General features: G+C 62.6%; 12 protein-coding genes. 9 read left to right on the top strand and 3 right to left on the bottom strand.

Annotated features, from left to right (window positions below; translation table 11 throughout):
• On the bottom strand, positions 1 to 226 hold a 226-nt coding region (locus tag QZ307_RS08955), incomplete at its 3' end, for a ferritin-like domain-containing protein (RefSeq protein ID WP_295998882.1).
• 567 nt (positions 227 to 793) lie between these two features.
• Positions 794 to 1,165, bottom strand: a complete 372-nt coding sequence (locus QZ307_RS08950) for a phage holin family protein (RefSeq protein WP_295998879.1) — start codon at positions 1,163 to 1,165, stop codon at positions 794 to 796.
• 155 nt (positions 1,166 to 1,320) lie between these two features.
• Between QZ307_RS08950 and rlmD the strand changes: the two genes are divergently transcribed.
• The 9 genes from rlmD (at position 1,321) to QZ307_RS08905 (ending at position 12,627) form a co-directional block, all read left to right on the top strand.
• Positions 1,321 to 2,640, top strand: a complete 1,320-nt coding sequence (rlmD, locus tag QZ307_RS08945; RefSeq protein ID WP_295998877.1) for a 23S rRNA (uracil(1939)-C(5))-methyltransferase RlmD — start codon at positions 1,321 to 1,323, stop codon at positions 2,638 to 2,640.
• A gap of 197 nt (positions 2,641 to 2,837) precedes the next feature.
• Entirely contained in the window at positions 2,838 to 3,962 is a 1,125-nt protein-coding gene (gene tilS, locus QZ307_RS08940) for a tRNA lysidine(34) synthetase TilS (RefSeq protein WP_295998874.1), read from the top strand.
• A complete protein-coding gene (locus QZ307_RS08935) occupies positions 3,955 to 4,752 on the top strand; it encodes a Maf family protein (protein ID WP_295998872.1) in 798 nt (265 codons plus the stop codon). Before tilS ends, QZ307_RS08935 begins: the two co-directional genes overlap by 8 nt.
• Before the next feature lie 214 nt (positions 4,753 to 4,966).
• On the top strand, positions 4,967 to 5,515 hold the full coding sequence (gene hpt / locus QZ307_RS08930; RefSeq protein ID WP_295998869.1) for a hypoxanthine phosphoribosyltransferase: 549 nt from the start codon (positions 4,967 to 4,969) through the stop codon (positions 5,513 to 5,515).
• Between the two features lie 13 nt (positions 5,516 to 5,528).
• Positions 5,529 to 7,859, top strand: a complete 2,331-nt coding sequence (gene ftsH / locus QZ307_RS08925) for an ATP-dependent zinc metalloprotease FtsH (RefSeq protein ID WP_295998866.1) — start codon at positions 5,529 to 5,531, stop codon at positions 7,857 to 7,859.
• A 182-nt stretch (positions 7,860 to 8,041) separates the two neighbouring features.
• On the top strand, positions 8,042 to 9,355 hold the full coding sequence (folP, locus tag QZ307_RS08920) for a dihydropteroate synthase (protein ID WP_295998865.1): 1,314 nt from the start codon (positions 8,042 to 8,044) through the stop codon (positions 9,353 to 9,355).
• Positions 9,356 to 9,357: 2 nt separating this feature from the next.
• Positions 9,358 to 10,203, top strand: coding sequence for a biotin--[acetyl-CoA-carboxylase] ligase (locus tag QZ307_RS08915; protein WP_295998862.1), 846 nt, complete (start codon positions 9,358 to 9,360; stop codon positions 10,201 to 10,203).
• 36 nt (positions 10,204 to 10,239) lie between these two features.
• Positions 10,240 to 11,754 carry an MATE family efflux transporter gene (locus QZ307_RS08910; RefSeq protein WP_295998858.1) on the top strand — a complete coding sequence of 505 codons (1,515 nt, stop codon included), beginning with the start codon at positions 10,240 to 10,242 and terminating at the stop codon, positions 11,752 to 11,754.
• A gap of 153 nt (positions 11,755 to 11,907) precedes the next feature.
• Positions 11,908 to 12,627, top strand: a complete 720-nt coding sequence (locus QZ307_RS08905) for a biotin transporter BioY (protein ID WP_295998855.1) — start codon at positions 11,908 to 11,910, stop codon at positions 12,625 to 12,627.
• A gap of 8 nt (positions 12,628 to 12,635) precedes the next feature.
• On the opposite strand, the gene QZ307_RS08900 is transcribed toward QZ307_RS08905, so the two are convergent.
• Positions 12,636 to 13,406 carry a type III pantothenate kinase gene (locus QZ307_RS08900; protein ID WP_295998851.1) on the bottom strand — a complete coding sequence of 257 codons (771 nt, stop codon included), beginning with the start codon at positions 13,404 to 13,406 and terminating at the stop codon, positions 12,636 to 12,638.
• Positions 13,407 to 13,604 lie beyond the last annotated feature (198 nt).

The raw sequence follows: 13,604 nt of genomic DNA, 5'->3' as shown, positions 1-13,604 counted from the left end.
CAGGCTGCTCGATGGCCAGCAGCTTCACCTTCTCGCCGTTCTCGTGCAGGTAGTTACGGAAGATCATGGCGTGATCGCGCTCTTCCTGAGCCTGGATTTCGAAGTAGTTGGCGTAGCCGGACAGGCCCTCCTCCTCGTAGTAGTCGGCGAAGGACAGGTACAGATAGGCGGAGTACAGCTCCTTGTTGATCTGATCGTTGATGAGTTCGTAGACCTTGGCGTCCATGGAAATCCTTTCTTGTTGGTACCGCGCTGCTCATGGTGCGCGGCAAAATCGAACGATGACAGAATACCGTGCTTGAGAAAAAAGTGGTCGAATTCCTTTCATTTTAACGAAAGCGCAACGGGGAAATTCGCGGATGAGGCATTGCGGCCGACGTCGTTCTGTTGGGAAACCCTCGAGTCAGCGGTGCCGACACACCTTAGTTAGTGCTGTGACCTTATCAAAATAATCAAATTTAGCCATTTTGATAAGGTCACAGATGAAGTAGCCTCTTCCAGTCGCAAAATAGCCCCTTCCGATCGGGCGGTTTGTTTCATGAAACCAACAAATGAGGGGTTCGGTCACCGAAGAGCGACTCTTCGGCTACTATGGGGGCGTGGCAACAAGGCGTGAGCAATGCGTGAGCAATATCACGAGCTTGATTATTGGGCCCACTGCAGGATGAGCAACCTGCAGTGGGCCCAACGCTTTGCCGGTGCAAAAAAGCCCGGCCGAAGCCGGGCTGGGCGTGACGATTCCGTTTGTGCGAGTCGCGGGCTCCGAACCTGCCGCCGCTTTATTTCTGCAGCCTTAGGCGTCGTTGCCGACCAAGCCGTTCACCAGAGCGGACACTATCGAAATGACGATAGAGGCCACGAAGGCGCTGCCGAAGCTGGCAATGTAGAAGCCCGCGCCGAACAGGCCGTTGGCCAGCCATGCCGCAATGTAGAGCAGCAGTGTGTTCACGATAAGGTAGAAGATGCCCAGGGTAAGGACGGTAACAGGCAGCGACAGCACTTGCAGGATGGGCTTGATGGACATGTTGATGAGCGACAGGATAAGGGCGAAAAACACAATGCCCACCCAAGTGGAACCGCTGTTGACAATCTCGATGCCGGGAACAATCCATACCGCAGCGGCAACGGCGATGGCGGTGACAATCCAGCGAATAATGAAGTTCATAAGTGCCTCCTTTTCCATTGAGGCCATTATGTCAAAATGAGACCATGACCAGAAAACACGACAACAAGCCGAAACGCAGCAGTAACCACCCCGCAAAGCCGCGGAAAAGCAGTCGCGGTCAGAAGGGCGCACCGAAGGTCCAGCAAGGTGGGCCGGTGACTTCGGGCTGCGCGCTCTGTCCCGTTTTCGGACAGTGCGGCGGTTGCAGTCAGCTGGATGTGCCCTACGACCAGCAGCTGTCTGCCAAGCAGCGCGCCGTCTACGATCTGTTCGAGGGCTTGGCTCCCGCCGAGGCGTTTCAGCCGGTTTTAGGTATGGAGCATCCCTTTCACTATCGCAATAAGGTGGTGTCTCCCTATGCGCCGGCGAAGGGCAAGCGCGGCGCGGGCGCAGGTAAACGCGCGGCCGAGCGCGGCGCCGATCGCCATGGCGTCGAGCTGTCCAATCGTTATGGCGCGAAGGGGCTCCGCAACACCCAGGGACCGCGCAGCGCCAAGCAAGTGCGAGAGGCCATTCTTACCGGCATGTACGCGCCGGGCACGCACCGCCTTATTCCCACGGACACCTGCGCCATCGAGAACGAGACGGCCAAGCAAGTGACCCTGGCCGTCCGCGACATTATGGCCCGCTGGGACATGGCGCCCTACAACGAGGACACCGGCGAGGGCTTCGTGCGCCACGTGGTGGTTCGCGTGGGTCATGAAAGCGGGGAAGTGCTCGTCACCGTGGTGACCAACGGCGAGGAGTTTCCTTCGGCCAAGGCCTTCTGCCGCGAGCTGGTGCGCCGCGTGCCGGCCATCACCACCATCGTGCAGAACGTGAACACGCGCCAAACCAATGTCATCTTGGGCGAAAAGGAGCGCACGCTCTACGGACCCGGCTTCATCCTGGACACCCTGTGCGGTCTCAGCTTTCGCATTTCGTCGAAGTCCTTCTATCAGGTGAACGCCACGCAAACCGAAGTGCTCTACGATGAGGCCGTGTGCCTGGCGCAGCTGACGGGCGCCGAAACCGTCATCGATGCCTACTGCGGCACGGGCACCATCGGCCTGGTGGCCGCCAGGCGAGGGGCTCGGCGCGTCATCGGCGTCGATAGCGTGGCCTCCGCCATCCGCGACGCTGCCACCAACGCACGCCATAATGGGGTGGATAACGCCGATTTCGTGGCCGAGGACGCCACGGCGTTCATGGAGCGCCTGGCCGCCTCCGGCGAGCGGCCGGATCCCCTGGTGCTGCTCATGGATCCGCCCCGCGCTGGTTCGACGCCCGAGTTCCTGGCGGCGGCCTGCGCCCTGGCGCCCCAGCGCATCGTCTATATCTCCTGCAACCCTACTACTCAAGCTCGTGACGTGCGCCAACTCGTCGACAGCGGTTACGAGATAAAAGCAATTCGCCCCGTGGACATGTTCCCTCACACCGACCATATAGAATCGATCGTGATGCTAGAAAAACGCGCGAGCGAGCCAAAGGTATGAGTGAATCTTCTGATGAGAACTGAGTGCAGAGGGAGCGTCGGGTGTTCCGACCGAGCGCAGTTTACCCCAAGGGTACTTCTTCGCTTCGCTCAGGCGCCGACGCGCGACGAAAACAGCCCAGTGGGCTGTTTCGCAAAGCGAGGACTGTTTGAGCGAATCGGAATGCCCGACACTCCCGACCCCGAGGAGCCACACCAATGACCACGACTGACATTCTAGAAAAGGCAAAGCGGACCATCGCCGACCGTCATCTGATAGCTCCCGACGGGGGCGCTCTGCTCATGGTGTCGGGCGGCTCCGACTCCACGGCTCTGGCCTACGTGGCGGCTGCGCTGCGGGAGGCGGGCTCCCTGGGGCCCGTGGCTATGCTCCATGTGAACCACAAACTGCGCGGCCAGGACGCCGATGACGATGAGGCCTTTGTCCAAAAGTTGGCCGAGGCCCTCGATATTCCGCTGTTCATCTGCGCCATCGATATTGCCGCCGAGGCCGAGCGCACCCATGAGAATGTGGAGGCCGTGGCGCGTCGCGAGCGTTATCTGGCTGCCAACGAGGCCCTGCGCTCGATGTGCCAGCACGAGGGCTGCCCCTTGTCCGAGGCGCGCATCTTCACGGCCCACACCGCCGACGATCGCATCGAGAACTTCTACATGCGCTCCATTGTGGGCACCGGGCCGGGCGGCTTCCGCTCGATGAAGTATCGCAACGGGCCCGTGGTGCGCCCGCTACTCGACGTGACCCGCGATCAGCTGCGCGACTACCTGTCTGCTCGGGAGGAAGCGGGCGAGACGGTGGTTCGCGATGCGGCGGGGGCGCTCTGGCGCGAGGATGCCACCAACGCCCATACCGATCGCTTCCGCGCCTACGTGCGCCATAAGGTGGTGCCTCCGGCCAAGGAATGGAACAGTGCCCTGCCCGAGGTGCTCGTGCGCTCCATGAACCTTATTGCCGACGAGGACGACATGCTTGATGAGATGGCCACCGATCTGGTGGAGGAGTCCAGCGTCTGGGTGGCCGAGGACGACACTTTCGGCATCGATCGCTCTGAGGGATTCCGCCTGTTGCCGGCCTTCGGACAGGCAAAGCGGCCGCTGCAGCGCCGGGCGGTGCGGGAGCTTTTGCAGGCCATGCTCGGTCCGGATGCCCGGGTCGAGGCGGCAAGTGTGGAGGCTGTCCTACAGGGTTTTGCCGATGGCCAGCCCAACAGCGGCTACGTGGCCAATATCCAGTATGATCTAGCAGTAAGTGCGAACAAACGCGGCGTGCTGGTAGAGCCCATGGCCTACTTCCGCGCCCGTAGAAAGAAGGATCATCATGACTGAGAGCAAGGTTTCAGTAACCGACGAAATGGCCGAGGCGGTGGGCAACGCCTCTCTCGAGCAGGCGGTGCGCGATGCGCAAGCCGATCTGCATGAGACGGCGGCCGACTACAATGACGCCTACGAGGACCCGGCTGCGGCCGAGCGCTACGAGGAAGCCGGTGATGTCGCCCCTTTTGAGGTAGTCCTCGCCAGCGGCAGCCCGCGTCGTCGCGAGCTGCTTGCTGACGCGGGCGTGAAGTTCACGGTGCGCACGCCGGTGACTCCTGTGGACGAGTCGCTGGAGCCCGATTTGGCGGCCGATCCCGTGGAGGCGGCGAAGAAGCTGGCCGAGCGCAAGGCCGGCGCGGTCATTCAGGAGGTGCTGGCCGAGAACTACACGGGCATGCTCATTGTGATCGGCGCTGATACCATGGTGGTGCTCGACGGCAAGATCTTCGGCAAGCCCCGCAGCGCCTCGGACGGCAAGCACATGTTGCGTCAGCTGTCGGGACGCACCCACGAGGTCATCACCGCGGTGTCGGTGTGGATGGTGTCGGCCCCCACGGTGGAGGAGGTTTCCCTGGGCTTCCGCACTCTGGCCGACGTAAGCCGCGTCACCTTCAAGGATCTTACCGACGAGGAAATCACTGAGTACCTGAAGAAGGGCGAATCCTTCGACAAAGCCGGAGCCTATGCCATCCAGGGCGCGGGCGCGGCGCTGGTGGATCGCTACGATGGCGCCTACGACACCATCGTTGGCCTGCCCGTCGAGCGCCTCATCAAGGAATTCCCCGATCTGGTGCAAGCTTAGGGGCGTTCGCAGCCAATTGGCGTGCTCCATCCTGCAAATAAGCCCCATTGGTAACCGCGCTTAATGTGTGGCGTTACCGTATTGTGTCCGTTCGTTGAAAGGTCTTTGGTAAACTGAAACGGAAACTAGATGTCCATGGTCTGGCTGGTCATGGGCAAAACCGCTACCGGTTGCGGGCGCTTGCTCGCTTCCGGCTTGATGAGAGGCAGTACTCGTGCACAACGACGTTTCAGAGATCATTTTCTCCGAGCAGGACATTGCCAATCGCGTAAGCGAACTCGGCGCCGCCATTACGCGCGACTACAAAGACATTGCCGGCGATGAGGGCATCGTGGTCATCTGCGTGCTGCGCGGTGCGGCCATGTACACCTGCGACCTTATTCGCGCCATCGACATGCCGCTGGAGGTCGACTTCATGGCGGTGTCGTCCTATGGCAGCGGCGTGAAAAGCTCCGGCGTCGTGCGCATCCTGAAGGATCTGTCCAGCAGCATCCAAGGGCGTCATGTGGTCATTGCCGAGGACATCCTCGACTCGGGCCTCACGCTCAGCTACCTCATCAAGAACCTGGAGTCCCGCGGTCCCGCTTCTATTTCGGTGGCCACGCTCCTGCGCAAGGACACGCCGAATCAGGCCGACGTCAATTGCCGCTATGTGGGCTTCGAGTGCCCCGACGAATTCATCGTCGGCTACGGCCTCGACTATGCGGAGCACTACCGTAACCTTCCCTATATCGGCGTCCTCAAGCCTGAGATCTATCAGTAAAGGCAGAACACCCATGGCAGACAACAACACCCCCAAGAAACCGAACCTCGGTCCCTCGTCCTCGTCGTCCCGCACCACCATGCTCATGGTCATCATCTTGCTGGCCGTGGCGTTTTTCGTGGGCAGCCAGTTCATGCGCGGCGGCAACGGCGCCACGGTTACCGACGAGCTCATTACCTCGGAATTCACCCAGGCAGTGGAACAGGGTCGCGTGAAGTCGGTTACCTATTCCGCCGGCGACTACATGGTGTCGGGCTCCTACTTCCCGGCGGCGACGGCGGGCTCCGAGGCGGCCAAGGCCTTCAACGGCGCCTTCGATTCCATGAACGCCCTCATGGCTACGAAGAAGGCCGACGACGGCAAGGCGCTGGCCGGCGTGGGCACCACCACGCTCGATCCGTCCACACTGGGCAAAGAGCACCAGTACCGCTCCACCTACGTGGGCTCCGATTCCCTGGGCGAGCTTCTGGCCGCCCATCCCGATGTGTCCTATCAGGTCACGCTGCCCAGCCCCTTCCTCGAGGTGCTCACTACGCTGCTGCCCATCCTCATCATCGGCGGTTTGCTGTTCTTCTTCTTCTTCAAGATGCAGCAGGCCAACAACTCTCAGATGAACTTCGGCAAGGCCAAGACGAAGAAGGCCGCCGAGGAGCGTCCCGACGTGAAGTTCTCGGATGTGGCCGGTGTGGACGAGGCTGTGGAGGAGATGCAGGAAATCAAGGACTTCCTGGCCAATCCGGCGAAGTACCAGTCCATGGGCGCGAAAATCCCCCGCGGCTGCCTCTTGGTGGGCCCTCCGGGCACCGGTAAGACGCTGCTGGCCCGTGCGGTGGCCGGCGAGGCGGGCGTGCCCTTCTTCAGCATCTCCGGTTCCGACTTCGTGGAAATGTTCGTGGGCGTGGGCGCCTCCCGTGTACGCGATTTGTTCCAGCAGGCCAAGGACGCGGCTCCGGCCATCATCTTCATCGACGAGATCGACGCCGTGGGCCGTCAGCGCGGTACGGGCCTGGGCGGCGGTCACGACGAGCGCGAGCAAACCTTGAACCAGTTGCTGGTGGAAATGGACGGCTTCGAGTCCAACGACTCGGTGGTGCTGCTGGCTGCCACCAACCGCTCTGACGTGCTGGACCCGGCGCTGCTGCGCCCCGGCCGTTTCGACCGTCAAATTGTGGTGGACACGCCGGACGTGAAGGGCCGCGAGAAGATCCTCAACGTGCATGCCAAGGACAAGCCCATCGGAAGCGATGTGGACCTGTCGAAGATCGCGAAGATCACTCCGGGCTTTACCGGTGCCGACCTGGCCAACCTCATGAACGAGTCGGCGCTGCTCACCGCCCGCCGCGGCAAGAAGATCATCACCATGCGCGAGGTCAGCGAGTCCATGGAGCGCGTCATCGCCGGTCCCGAGCGCAAGGGCCGCGTCATGAACGAGAAGACCAAGCACACCATTGCCTACCACGAGAGCGGCCATGCCCTGGTGGGTCACTTGCTCTCCCATGCCGATCCGGTGCACAAGATCAGCATTATCTCCCGCGGTCGCGCCCTGGGCTACACCTTGTCCATCCCCGACGAGGACAAGGTGCTCAACTCGCTGTCCGAGATGAAGGACGAGCTGGCCGTGTTTATGGGCGGTCGCGTGGCTGAGGAAATCTTCTGCGACGACATTACCACGGGCGCCTCGAACGACTTGGAGCGCGCCAGCAAGATGGCCCGCGCCATCGTCACCCAGTACGGCATGAGCCCCCTGGGCACCCAAGTGTTCGGCCAGCCCAACCACGAGGTGTTCCTGGGTCGCGATTACGGCAATACCCAGGACTACTCCGAAGAGACGGCTCGCCGCATTGACGAAGAGGTGGCGAAGATCATGAAGGAGGCCCACGACCGGGCCCACGACATCCTCACCGCCCGCGCCGATCAGATGGACCTGATGGCCAGTGTGCTGCTGGAGCGCGAGACCGTGGAGGGCGAGGCCTGCGAGGCGCTGCTCGACAACAAGTGGGACGAGTACCTGGCCCGCGAGGGCGACATCATTGCCGCTAAAGAGGCCGAAGAGGCGGCGGCGCGCGCCAAGGACGCGCAGCTGCTGGCTGAGCGCGAGGCTGCTGAGGGTGCCGATGGCGCCCATGGCGAGGGCAACCCCGACGCCGGCGAGACCCTGGCCGACCCGAACTGGCGCGAGGAGCCGGTGGAGCCGGGCGATCAGGATCCCAACGGCCCCTTCCGCGCCCCGGCCGAGGATGCCGACCGCGCCGACATGCCCACGCAGCAGCAGGTCGACGCCGAAATCGACCGCGAGGATGACATGGACTCCTCGGCCGATGCACCCGATCCCGATAAGAAGTAGGGGCGTCATCGCTCGATGAAGCCGCTCAAAGCTATGAGTATGAAAGGGCGCCTTGCGGGGCGCCCTTTCTTGTAGCGCACTTCAATGGAAGTATCGTGCCGCTGCACCGTTCGTTACCTGATAACACCGCTATCATGGGTATACTGAGCGCTTACGCTGGCTGACAGGAAGGCAACATTTCAATGATTTGGCATTGCGGTCGTTTCGACTTCGATACGGCAACGCCTTTGGTAATGGGAATTCTCAACGTCACCCCCGACTCTTTCTCGGACGGGGGCGTTTATCTTGATGCCGAGGCGGCGGTGGCCCACGGGCTCGAGATGATCGAGCAGGGGGCGGCCATCATTGACGTCGGCGGCGAATCGACGCGTCCCGGCTCCGACCCGGTTGACCCGGAAGAGGAGTGGCGCCGCATCGCCCCGGTGGTGCAGGCCTTGGCTGAGCGCGACCTGTGCGTGTCGGTGGACACCCGTCACGCCGAGGTGGCCCAGCGCGCCCTGCAGGTCGGCGCTTCCATCATCAACGACGTATCCGGCTTCCGCGACCCCGCCATGGTCGAAGTGGCGCGTCATTCCGGCTGCGGCTGCGTGGTCATGCATATGCAGGGCGAGCCCAAAACCATGCAGGAAGATCCGGTGTACCAGGACGTTGTCACGGAAGTGCGCGATTACCTGGCCGAGCGGGCTGCCGAATTGGAGGCCGCGGGCATCGACCGTTCTCGCATCTGCATCGATCCCGGTCCGGGTTTCGGCAAAACGCCGAAGCAGACTATCGAGCTCATGCGCAACCTCCACGAGCTGGTGCGCCTGGGCTATCCTGTGATGGTGGCGGCCTCGCGCAAAAGCTACGTGGGCTACGCCTACCATGTGGACGAGCCCCACGAGCGCGACGTGGCATCGGCCGCCGAGGCGCTTCTCGCCTGCGAGCTGGGCGCCTGCGTGGTGCGCACCCATAACGTCCCCCTGACCGTGGCAGCTTTGAAGGACCTGCGTCCCCTGGTGCTTCTGGGCCTCGGCTCGAACGTGGCTCTGGTAGCGGAGCCCGGCGAGGAAACTGAGGCGAAGATCGCCCAGATCAATCTTGCGGTGGGCCAGCTCTGCGCTCTGCCCGACACGCAGATCATCGACATGGCCTCCTTCTACGAGAGCGAACCGGCCTATTACGAGGACCAGGACGTCTTCGTGAACACGGTGGTCTCGCTGCGCTGCGGGCTGCCGCCCAAAGAGCTGCTGGGCTATCTGCACGGCATCGAGAACTCCCTCGGGCGCGTGCGCGAAGTCGAGAACGGTCCGCGCACCCTGGACATCGATATTCTCGATTATCAAATGTACGTCGGCTCTACGCCGGAGCTCACGCTGCCTCACCCGCGGGTCTGCGAGCGCGACTTCGTCGTGAAGCCTCTATTGGAAATTCTTCCTGGATACGAACTGGCCGATGGAACCCCTGTCGCTTCGGTCCCCGAAGACGAGCGAGTGGGAAAGGCGCATCGGTTGTAGTCATGAAGCTAGTTGTTCTGGACGAGGTGGAATCCACCAACGAGGAAGTTAAGGAAGCGCTGCGCGAGGGCAAGGCCGAGGGCCTCATCGTGCGTGCTCGCCGCCAAACCGGCGGCTATGGGCGTCAGGGGCGGCTCTGGGACAGTCCCGAGGGCGGCCTGTACATGTCGGTGCTGCTGCGCCCCGATGTGGCCGGCAGCGGTCTGGCCACGCTCAGCCTCATCATCGGGCTGTCGGTGCAGCGGGCCCTGGAAACCATGGCAGCTCCCCAGCACAAGGACGGCATTCGCCTGAAGTGGCCCAACGACGTCATCTACATGCCCAGCGAGCACACTCCCGCCGACGAGTATCGCAAGCTCAGCGGTATTTCTCTTGAGGCCTGCGGAGGCGGCGTGTGCGTCGGCATCGGCGTCAACGTGTTCGCGCCGGACATCGCCGTGCCCGTCGAGGGGCGAAACGTGCCGGCCTATATGGCCGACCTCATGATGGCTCCCGAATCGACGCCCGGGCATCCTCTGACCGTGGCTCAGGCCACCGAGGGCCTGTCCGGCCGCGCGCTTGCAGCGCGTCGCGAAGAGGTTATCACCGACGTCCAGCGGGAAATCATCGCTCGCGTTCTCGTGAATTACGGCCGCTGGCGCGAGCTGGGGCTGCAGCCGTCCCTCGCCAGCTTGAGCGCTGCCTCGTTCTTGGATGGGCGCCGTGTGCGCATCGAGGACATGGCGGGCAACGTCACCGTGGAGGGCGTGGCCGACGGTGTCGATGATCGCGGTCGCCTGCTTGTGCGCACCGCTGACGGGGTTGTGCCCGTGTCTTCGGGCGAGGCTCACGTCATTCCCGTCGCCTAAGACTACAATAGCGCCTGATACCAAGAAAGGCGCACTATGGACGATAAGATCCCCGACACTCTCCCCGGCGAAGCGGCCGCCGACTCTTCCGTGCCCGCTCCCGATCCGCGCGGGCAAAAACTTCAAGCCGGGTCTGCCGGCGATGACAAGGTCATGCGCATGGGCACGGCCTCTATCCCGCGGCTCATTACCGAGTTCGCCATTCCGTCAGTGGTGGGCATGCTCATCAATGGCTCCTATGCCATCATCGATTCGGTGTTCCTCGGTCATGCGGTGGGGGAGATCGGTCTTTCGGCCATGACCGTGGCCAATCCCATCATGATCGTGTTCATGGCCCTGGCCATGCTCATCGGCAACGGCGGCAACGCGCTGGCCGCCCTTCGCCTGGGCGAGGGAAAGCGCGAAGATGCCGAGCGCGCCCTGGGCAACGTGGTGTCTCTCAGCCTGGTGGCGTCGGTTATTGTGCTGTTCATCGGATGGAATCCCGTGCTGGTGAGCGGCGTGCTCGATTTAGCGAGCGCTACTCCCGACGTGCGCCCCTATGCCCAGATCTTCATCCAGGTGCTGTGCGCGGGCTTCTTCCTGCAGTGCATCGGCATGGGCGTTAACAACTTCATCCGTACCTGCGGCGCTCCCAACCGCGCCCTGGGCACCATGGTCATCGGCCTGGTGGGCTCGGTGGCCTTCAACGCTTTGCTGGTACTGGGGCTGGGCTGGGGCGTGCTGGGCAGTGCCGTGGCCACGGTGCTGGGTTGGGCCTGCTCCTGCTTGGCGGTGCTCTGGTACTTCTGCGGCCCGAAGGACGTGCCGCTGCGCCTGCGCCTGCCGGCCCTGCGTCCCTCCTTTGCCATGGACCGCACTATTCTGGCCTTCGGTCTGCCCAGCTTCTGCGTGCAGGCGGGCATGGCCATCGTGAACTTCGTCATCAACTTCCAGCTGGTGAAGTACGGCGCCCTCACGCCCATTGGCGCCGAGGATGCCCTGGCGGCCATTGGCGTCGTGCAGCGCATCGGCCAGTTCTCAGTCATGCCGCTCATTGGCATTGCCATTGCCCTGCAGCCGCTGCTGGGCTTCAACTACGGCGCGCGCAATGTCGATCGCGTGCGCAAGACGCTGTGGTACGGCATCGGGGCGGCCTCGTCCATCTCGGTCCTCATGTTCGCTATCGTCGAGCTGTTCGCCGTTCCCATTGCCCAGGCCTTCGGCATTTCCCATGACGGCCTGGTGGATTTCACGGCCTTCGCCATTCGCGTGCAGTTCCTCATGCTGCCGTTTGTGGGATTCCAAATTGTCAGCTCGAACTACTTCCAGGCCACGGGCCAGCCAGCGAAGTCGGTGTTCCTGACCTTGACGCGGCAGATTCTCTTCCTGGTGCCGCTGCTCTACCTTATGCCGGTGGTGCTGCCGTCTATGGCGCCGCAGTTCACGGGTCTCGATGCGCTTTATTTCGCCGCTCCCGTAGCCGACTTCCTGTCCATTTTCACCACCGCTATTTTCGTAGCGTGGGAGATGCGCCGCCTGCGCCGTATGCAGCAGATGTTCGGGAAGTAGGCATCGACGCCTCTGTTGGTGCAAGAGCTGGTTGTTGACAGGCAGTTGCACAAAACTGCGCAATCTCGCTCCCGCTGGCCGCTCCAAAAGGGTTGTCGACGGTGCGCTGGCAGGGCTGCCCTAGTATTTCCTTCGAGGAAAGGAGAACTAGGTATGGAATCTGTCGAGTTGCAAGAAGGCTTCGAGAACGAGCTGGGCGCGAAGACCCCGCAGCCCGTGCATGGCGCGGCGAGAGGCGTCGACGGGGTTGCTCGCAAGGGCGCGTCGTCCCGTTCCCGCTCGGTGGCCTTTGTGGGGCTGACTATCGCCCTCATTGCCGCCTCGGCCATTATTGCCGTGCCTATTGGGCCCGTGCCCATCACGCTGCAGATGTTCGCCATTACCTTTGCCATTGTGGTGCTGCCGCCGAAGGCAGCTACGGCCGCTATCGTAGGCTATCTCATGCTGGGCGCGGTGGGCGTCCCGGTATTCTCGGGCATGCGCGGCGGCTTCGGCGTGCTGGCCGGTCCCACGGGCGGCTTTCTGTGGGGCTACCTGCTGGGCGTGCCCTTGGCGTCGCTGTTCTTGGCCGCCGCCCGCAAGGCCTTCGGGAACGGCGGGGGAGCGGCACGCCTTTCGCGGGCCGAGCGCGCCGCCCAATCAGTGCCTCAGCGTGCGGCCAGCTTCCTGCGCAATTTCGGCTTGGAACTGGTGACCGGCATCATCTTCACCGCCGTGGCCTACGTGTGCGGCTGGGCCCAATACATGGTGGTGGCCCAAGTAGGCCCCGAGGTAGCGTTTCTGACGGCCTGCGCGCCCTTCATCGCTCTCGACCTGGCGAAGATCATCGCAGCGGTGGTATGCGCCCGAGCCGTGAAAGAAGTTGTGGGGTAGAAGCAGCCTTATTCCGCAGCGCGGGCGGCGATGAGGCGCAGGCCCTCGAGGGTGATCTCGGAGTTCACCGCCGTGATGGTGGTGGCGGTTTGGGCGATGACCGGGGCCAGGCCGCCGGTGGCGATGACGGGCGCCTCGTAGCCCAGCTGCTCGAAGATGCGGCGCACCAGGCCGTCGACGCGATCGGCTTCGCCCAGCATGATGCCTGACTGAATGGCCTCGATAGTGGAGCGGCCGATGACTGCCGGCGGTGCCACCAGATCGATGGTGGGAAGCTGCGCGCCATGAGAGAAGAGGGCGTTGGCGGAGGTTTGCACGCCCGGTGCGATGACGCCGCCCAGGAACGTGCCGTCGCGATCGATGACCTCGATGTTCGTGGCCGTGCCGAAATCTACTACGATGGCCGGCGCGCCGTACAAAGCGCGGGCCGCCACTGCGTCGGCCACGCGGTCGGCGCCGATCTCGTTAGGGTTGGGATAGTTGGTGTGAAACAGGTCGCCGGCGGTTTTCGCCGAGCATACCAAGGCGGTGCAGCCGGTAGCATCTTTGATGGCGTGCGTCCAGGCCTCGGTCAGCTGGGGAACGACGGAGGCCAAGGCCGAGGCGCGCATGGCGTCAAGGGCCAGCCCCTCCAGGGAAAAGAGCGTCGAAAGCTTGATGCGCAGCTCGTCGGCGGCGTCGCAGCGATTGGTGGCGATGCGCCACATGGCTTGCAGGGTATCCCCAGCATAAACGCCAATTACGGTATGAGTGTTACCAATATCAATAGCAAGTAACATAAATATGACAATCTTCCTCAATTTAACGGCAAAATACGTGATAATGCGTATAGTGAACGCTGAGCTTGATTATATCAAGGTTTAAACGATATGCCCTCTAGGGGCAATCGTCGAAATGACGAGAGAAAGGCAAGACTATGATCGAGACACCGAGCCGAATCCTTGTCGTTGACGACGAGCCATCGATCACCGAATTCG

Source organism: uncultured Adlercreutzia sp. (assembly GCA_910585575.1).
In the GTDB taxonomy this organism is placed as follows: Bacteria; Actinomycetota; Coriobacteriia; order Coriobacteriales; family Eggerthellaceae; genus Adlercreutzia.
Note: the sequence above shows the minus strand (reverse complement) of the source record. Positions and strands in the feature narration are given on the sequence as shown.

Bases quoted from the DNA above. Each gene is read 5' to 3' on its own strand.
- ftsH (WP_295998866.1), top strand. From the start codon at position 5,529: ATGGCAGACAACAACACCCCCAAGAAACCGAACCTCGGTCCCTCGTCC.
- QZ307_RS08915 (WP_295998862.1), top strand. From the start codon at position 9,358: ATGAAGCTAGTTGTTCTGGACGAGGTGGAATCCACCAACGAGGAAGTT.
- QZ307_RS08950 (WP_295998879.1), bottom strand. From the start codon at position 1,165: ATGAACTTCATTATTCGCTGGATTGTCACCGCCATCGCCGTTGCCGCT.
- QZ307_RS08935 (WP_295998872.1), top strand. From the start codon at position 3,955: ATGACTGAGAGCAAGGTTTCAGTAACCGACGAAATGGCCGAGGCGGTG.
- QZ307_RS08910 (WP_295998858.1), top strand. From the start codon at position 10,240: ATGGACGATAAGATCCCCGACACTCTCCCCGGCGAAGCGGCCGCCGAC.
- tilS (WP_295998874.1), top strand. From the start codon at position 2,838: ATGACCACGACTGACATTCTAGAAAAGGCAAAGCGGACCATCGCCGAC.
- folP (WP_295998865.1), top strand. From the start codon at position 8,042: ATGATTTGGCATTGCGGTCGTTTCGACTTCGATACGGCAACGCCTTTG.
- QZ307_RS08905 (WP_295998855.1), top strand. From the start codon at position 11,908: ATGGAATCTGTCGAGTTGCAAGAAGGCTTCGAGAACGAGCTGGGCGCG.
- QZ307_RS08900 (WP_295998851.1), bottom strand. From the start codon at position 13,406: ATGTTACTTGCTATTGATATTGGTAACACTCATACCGTAATTGGCGTT.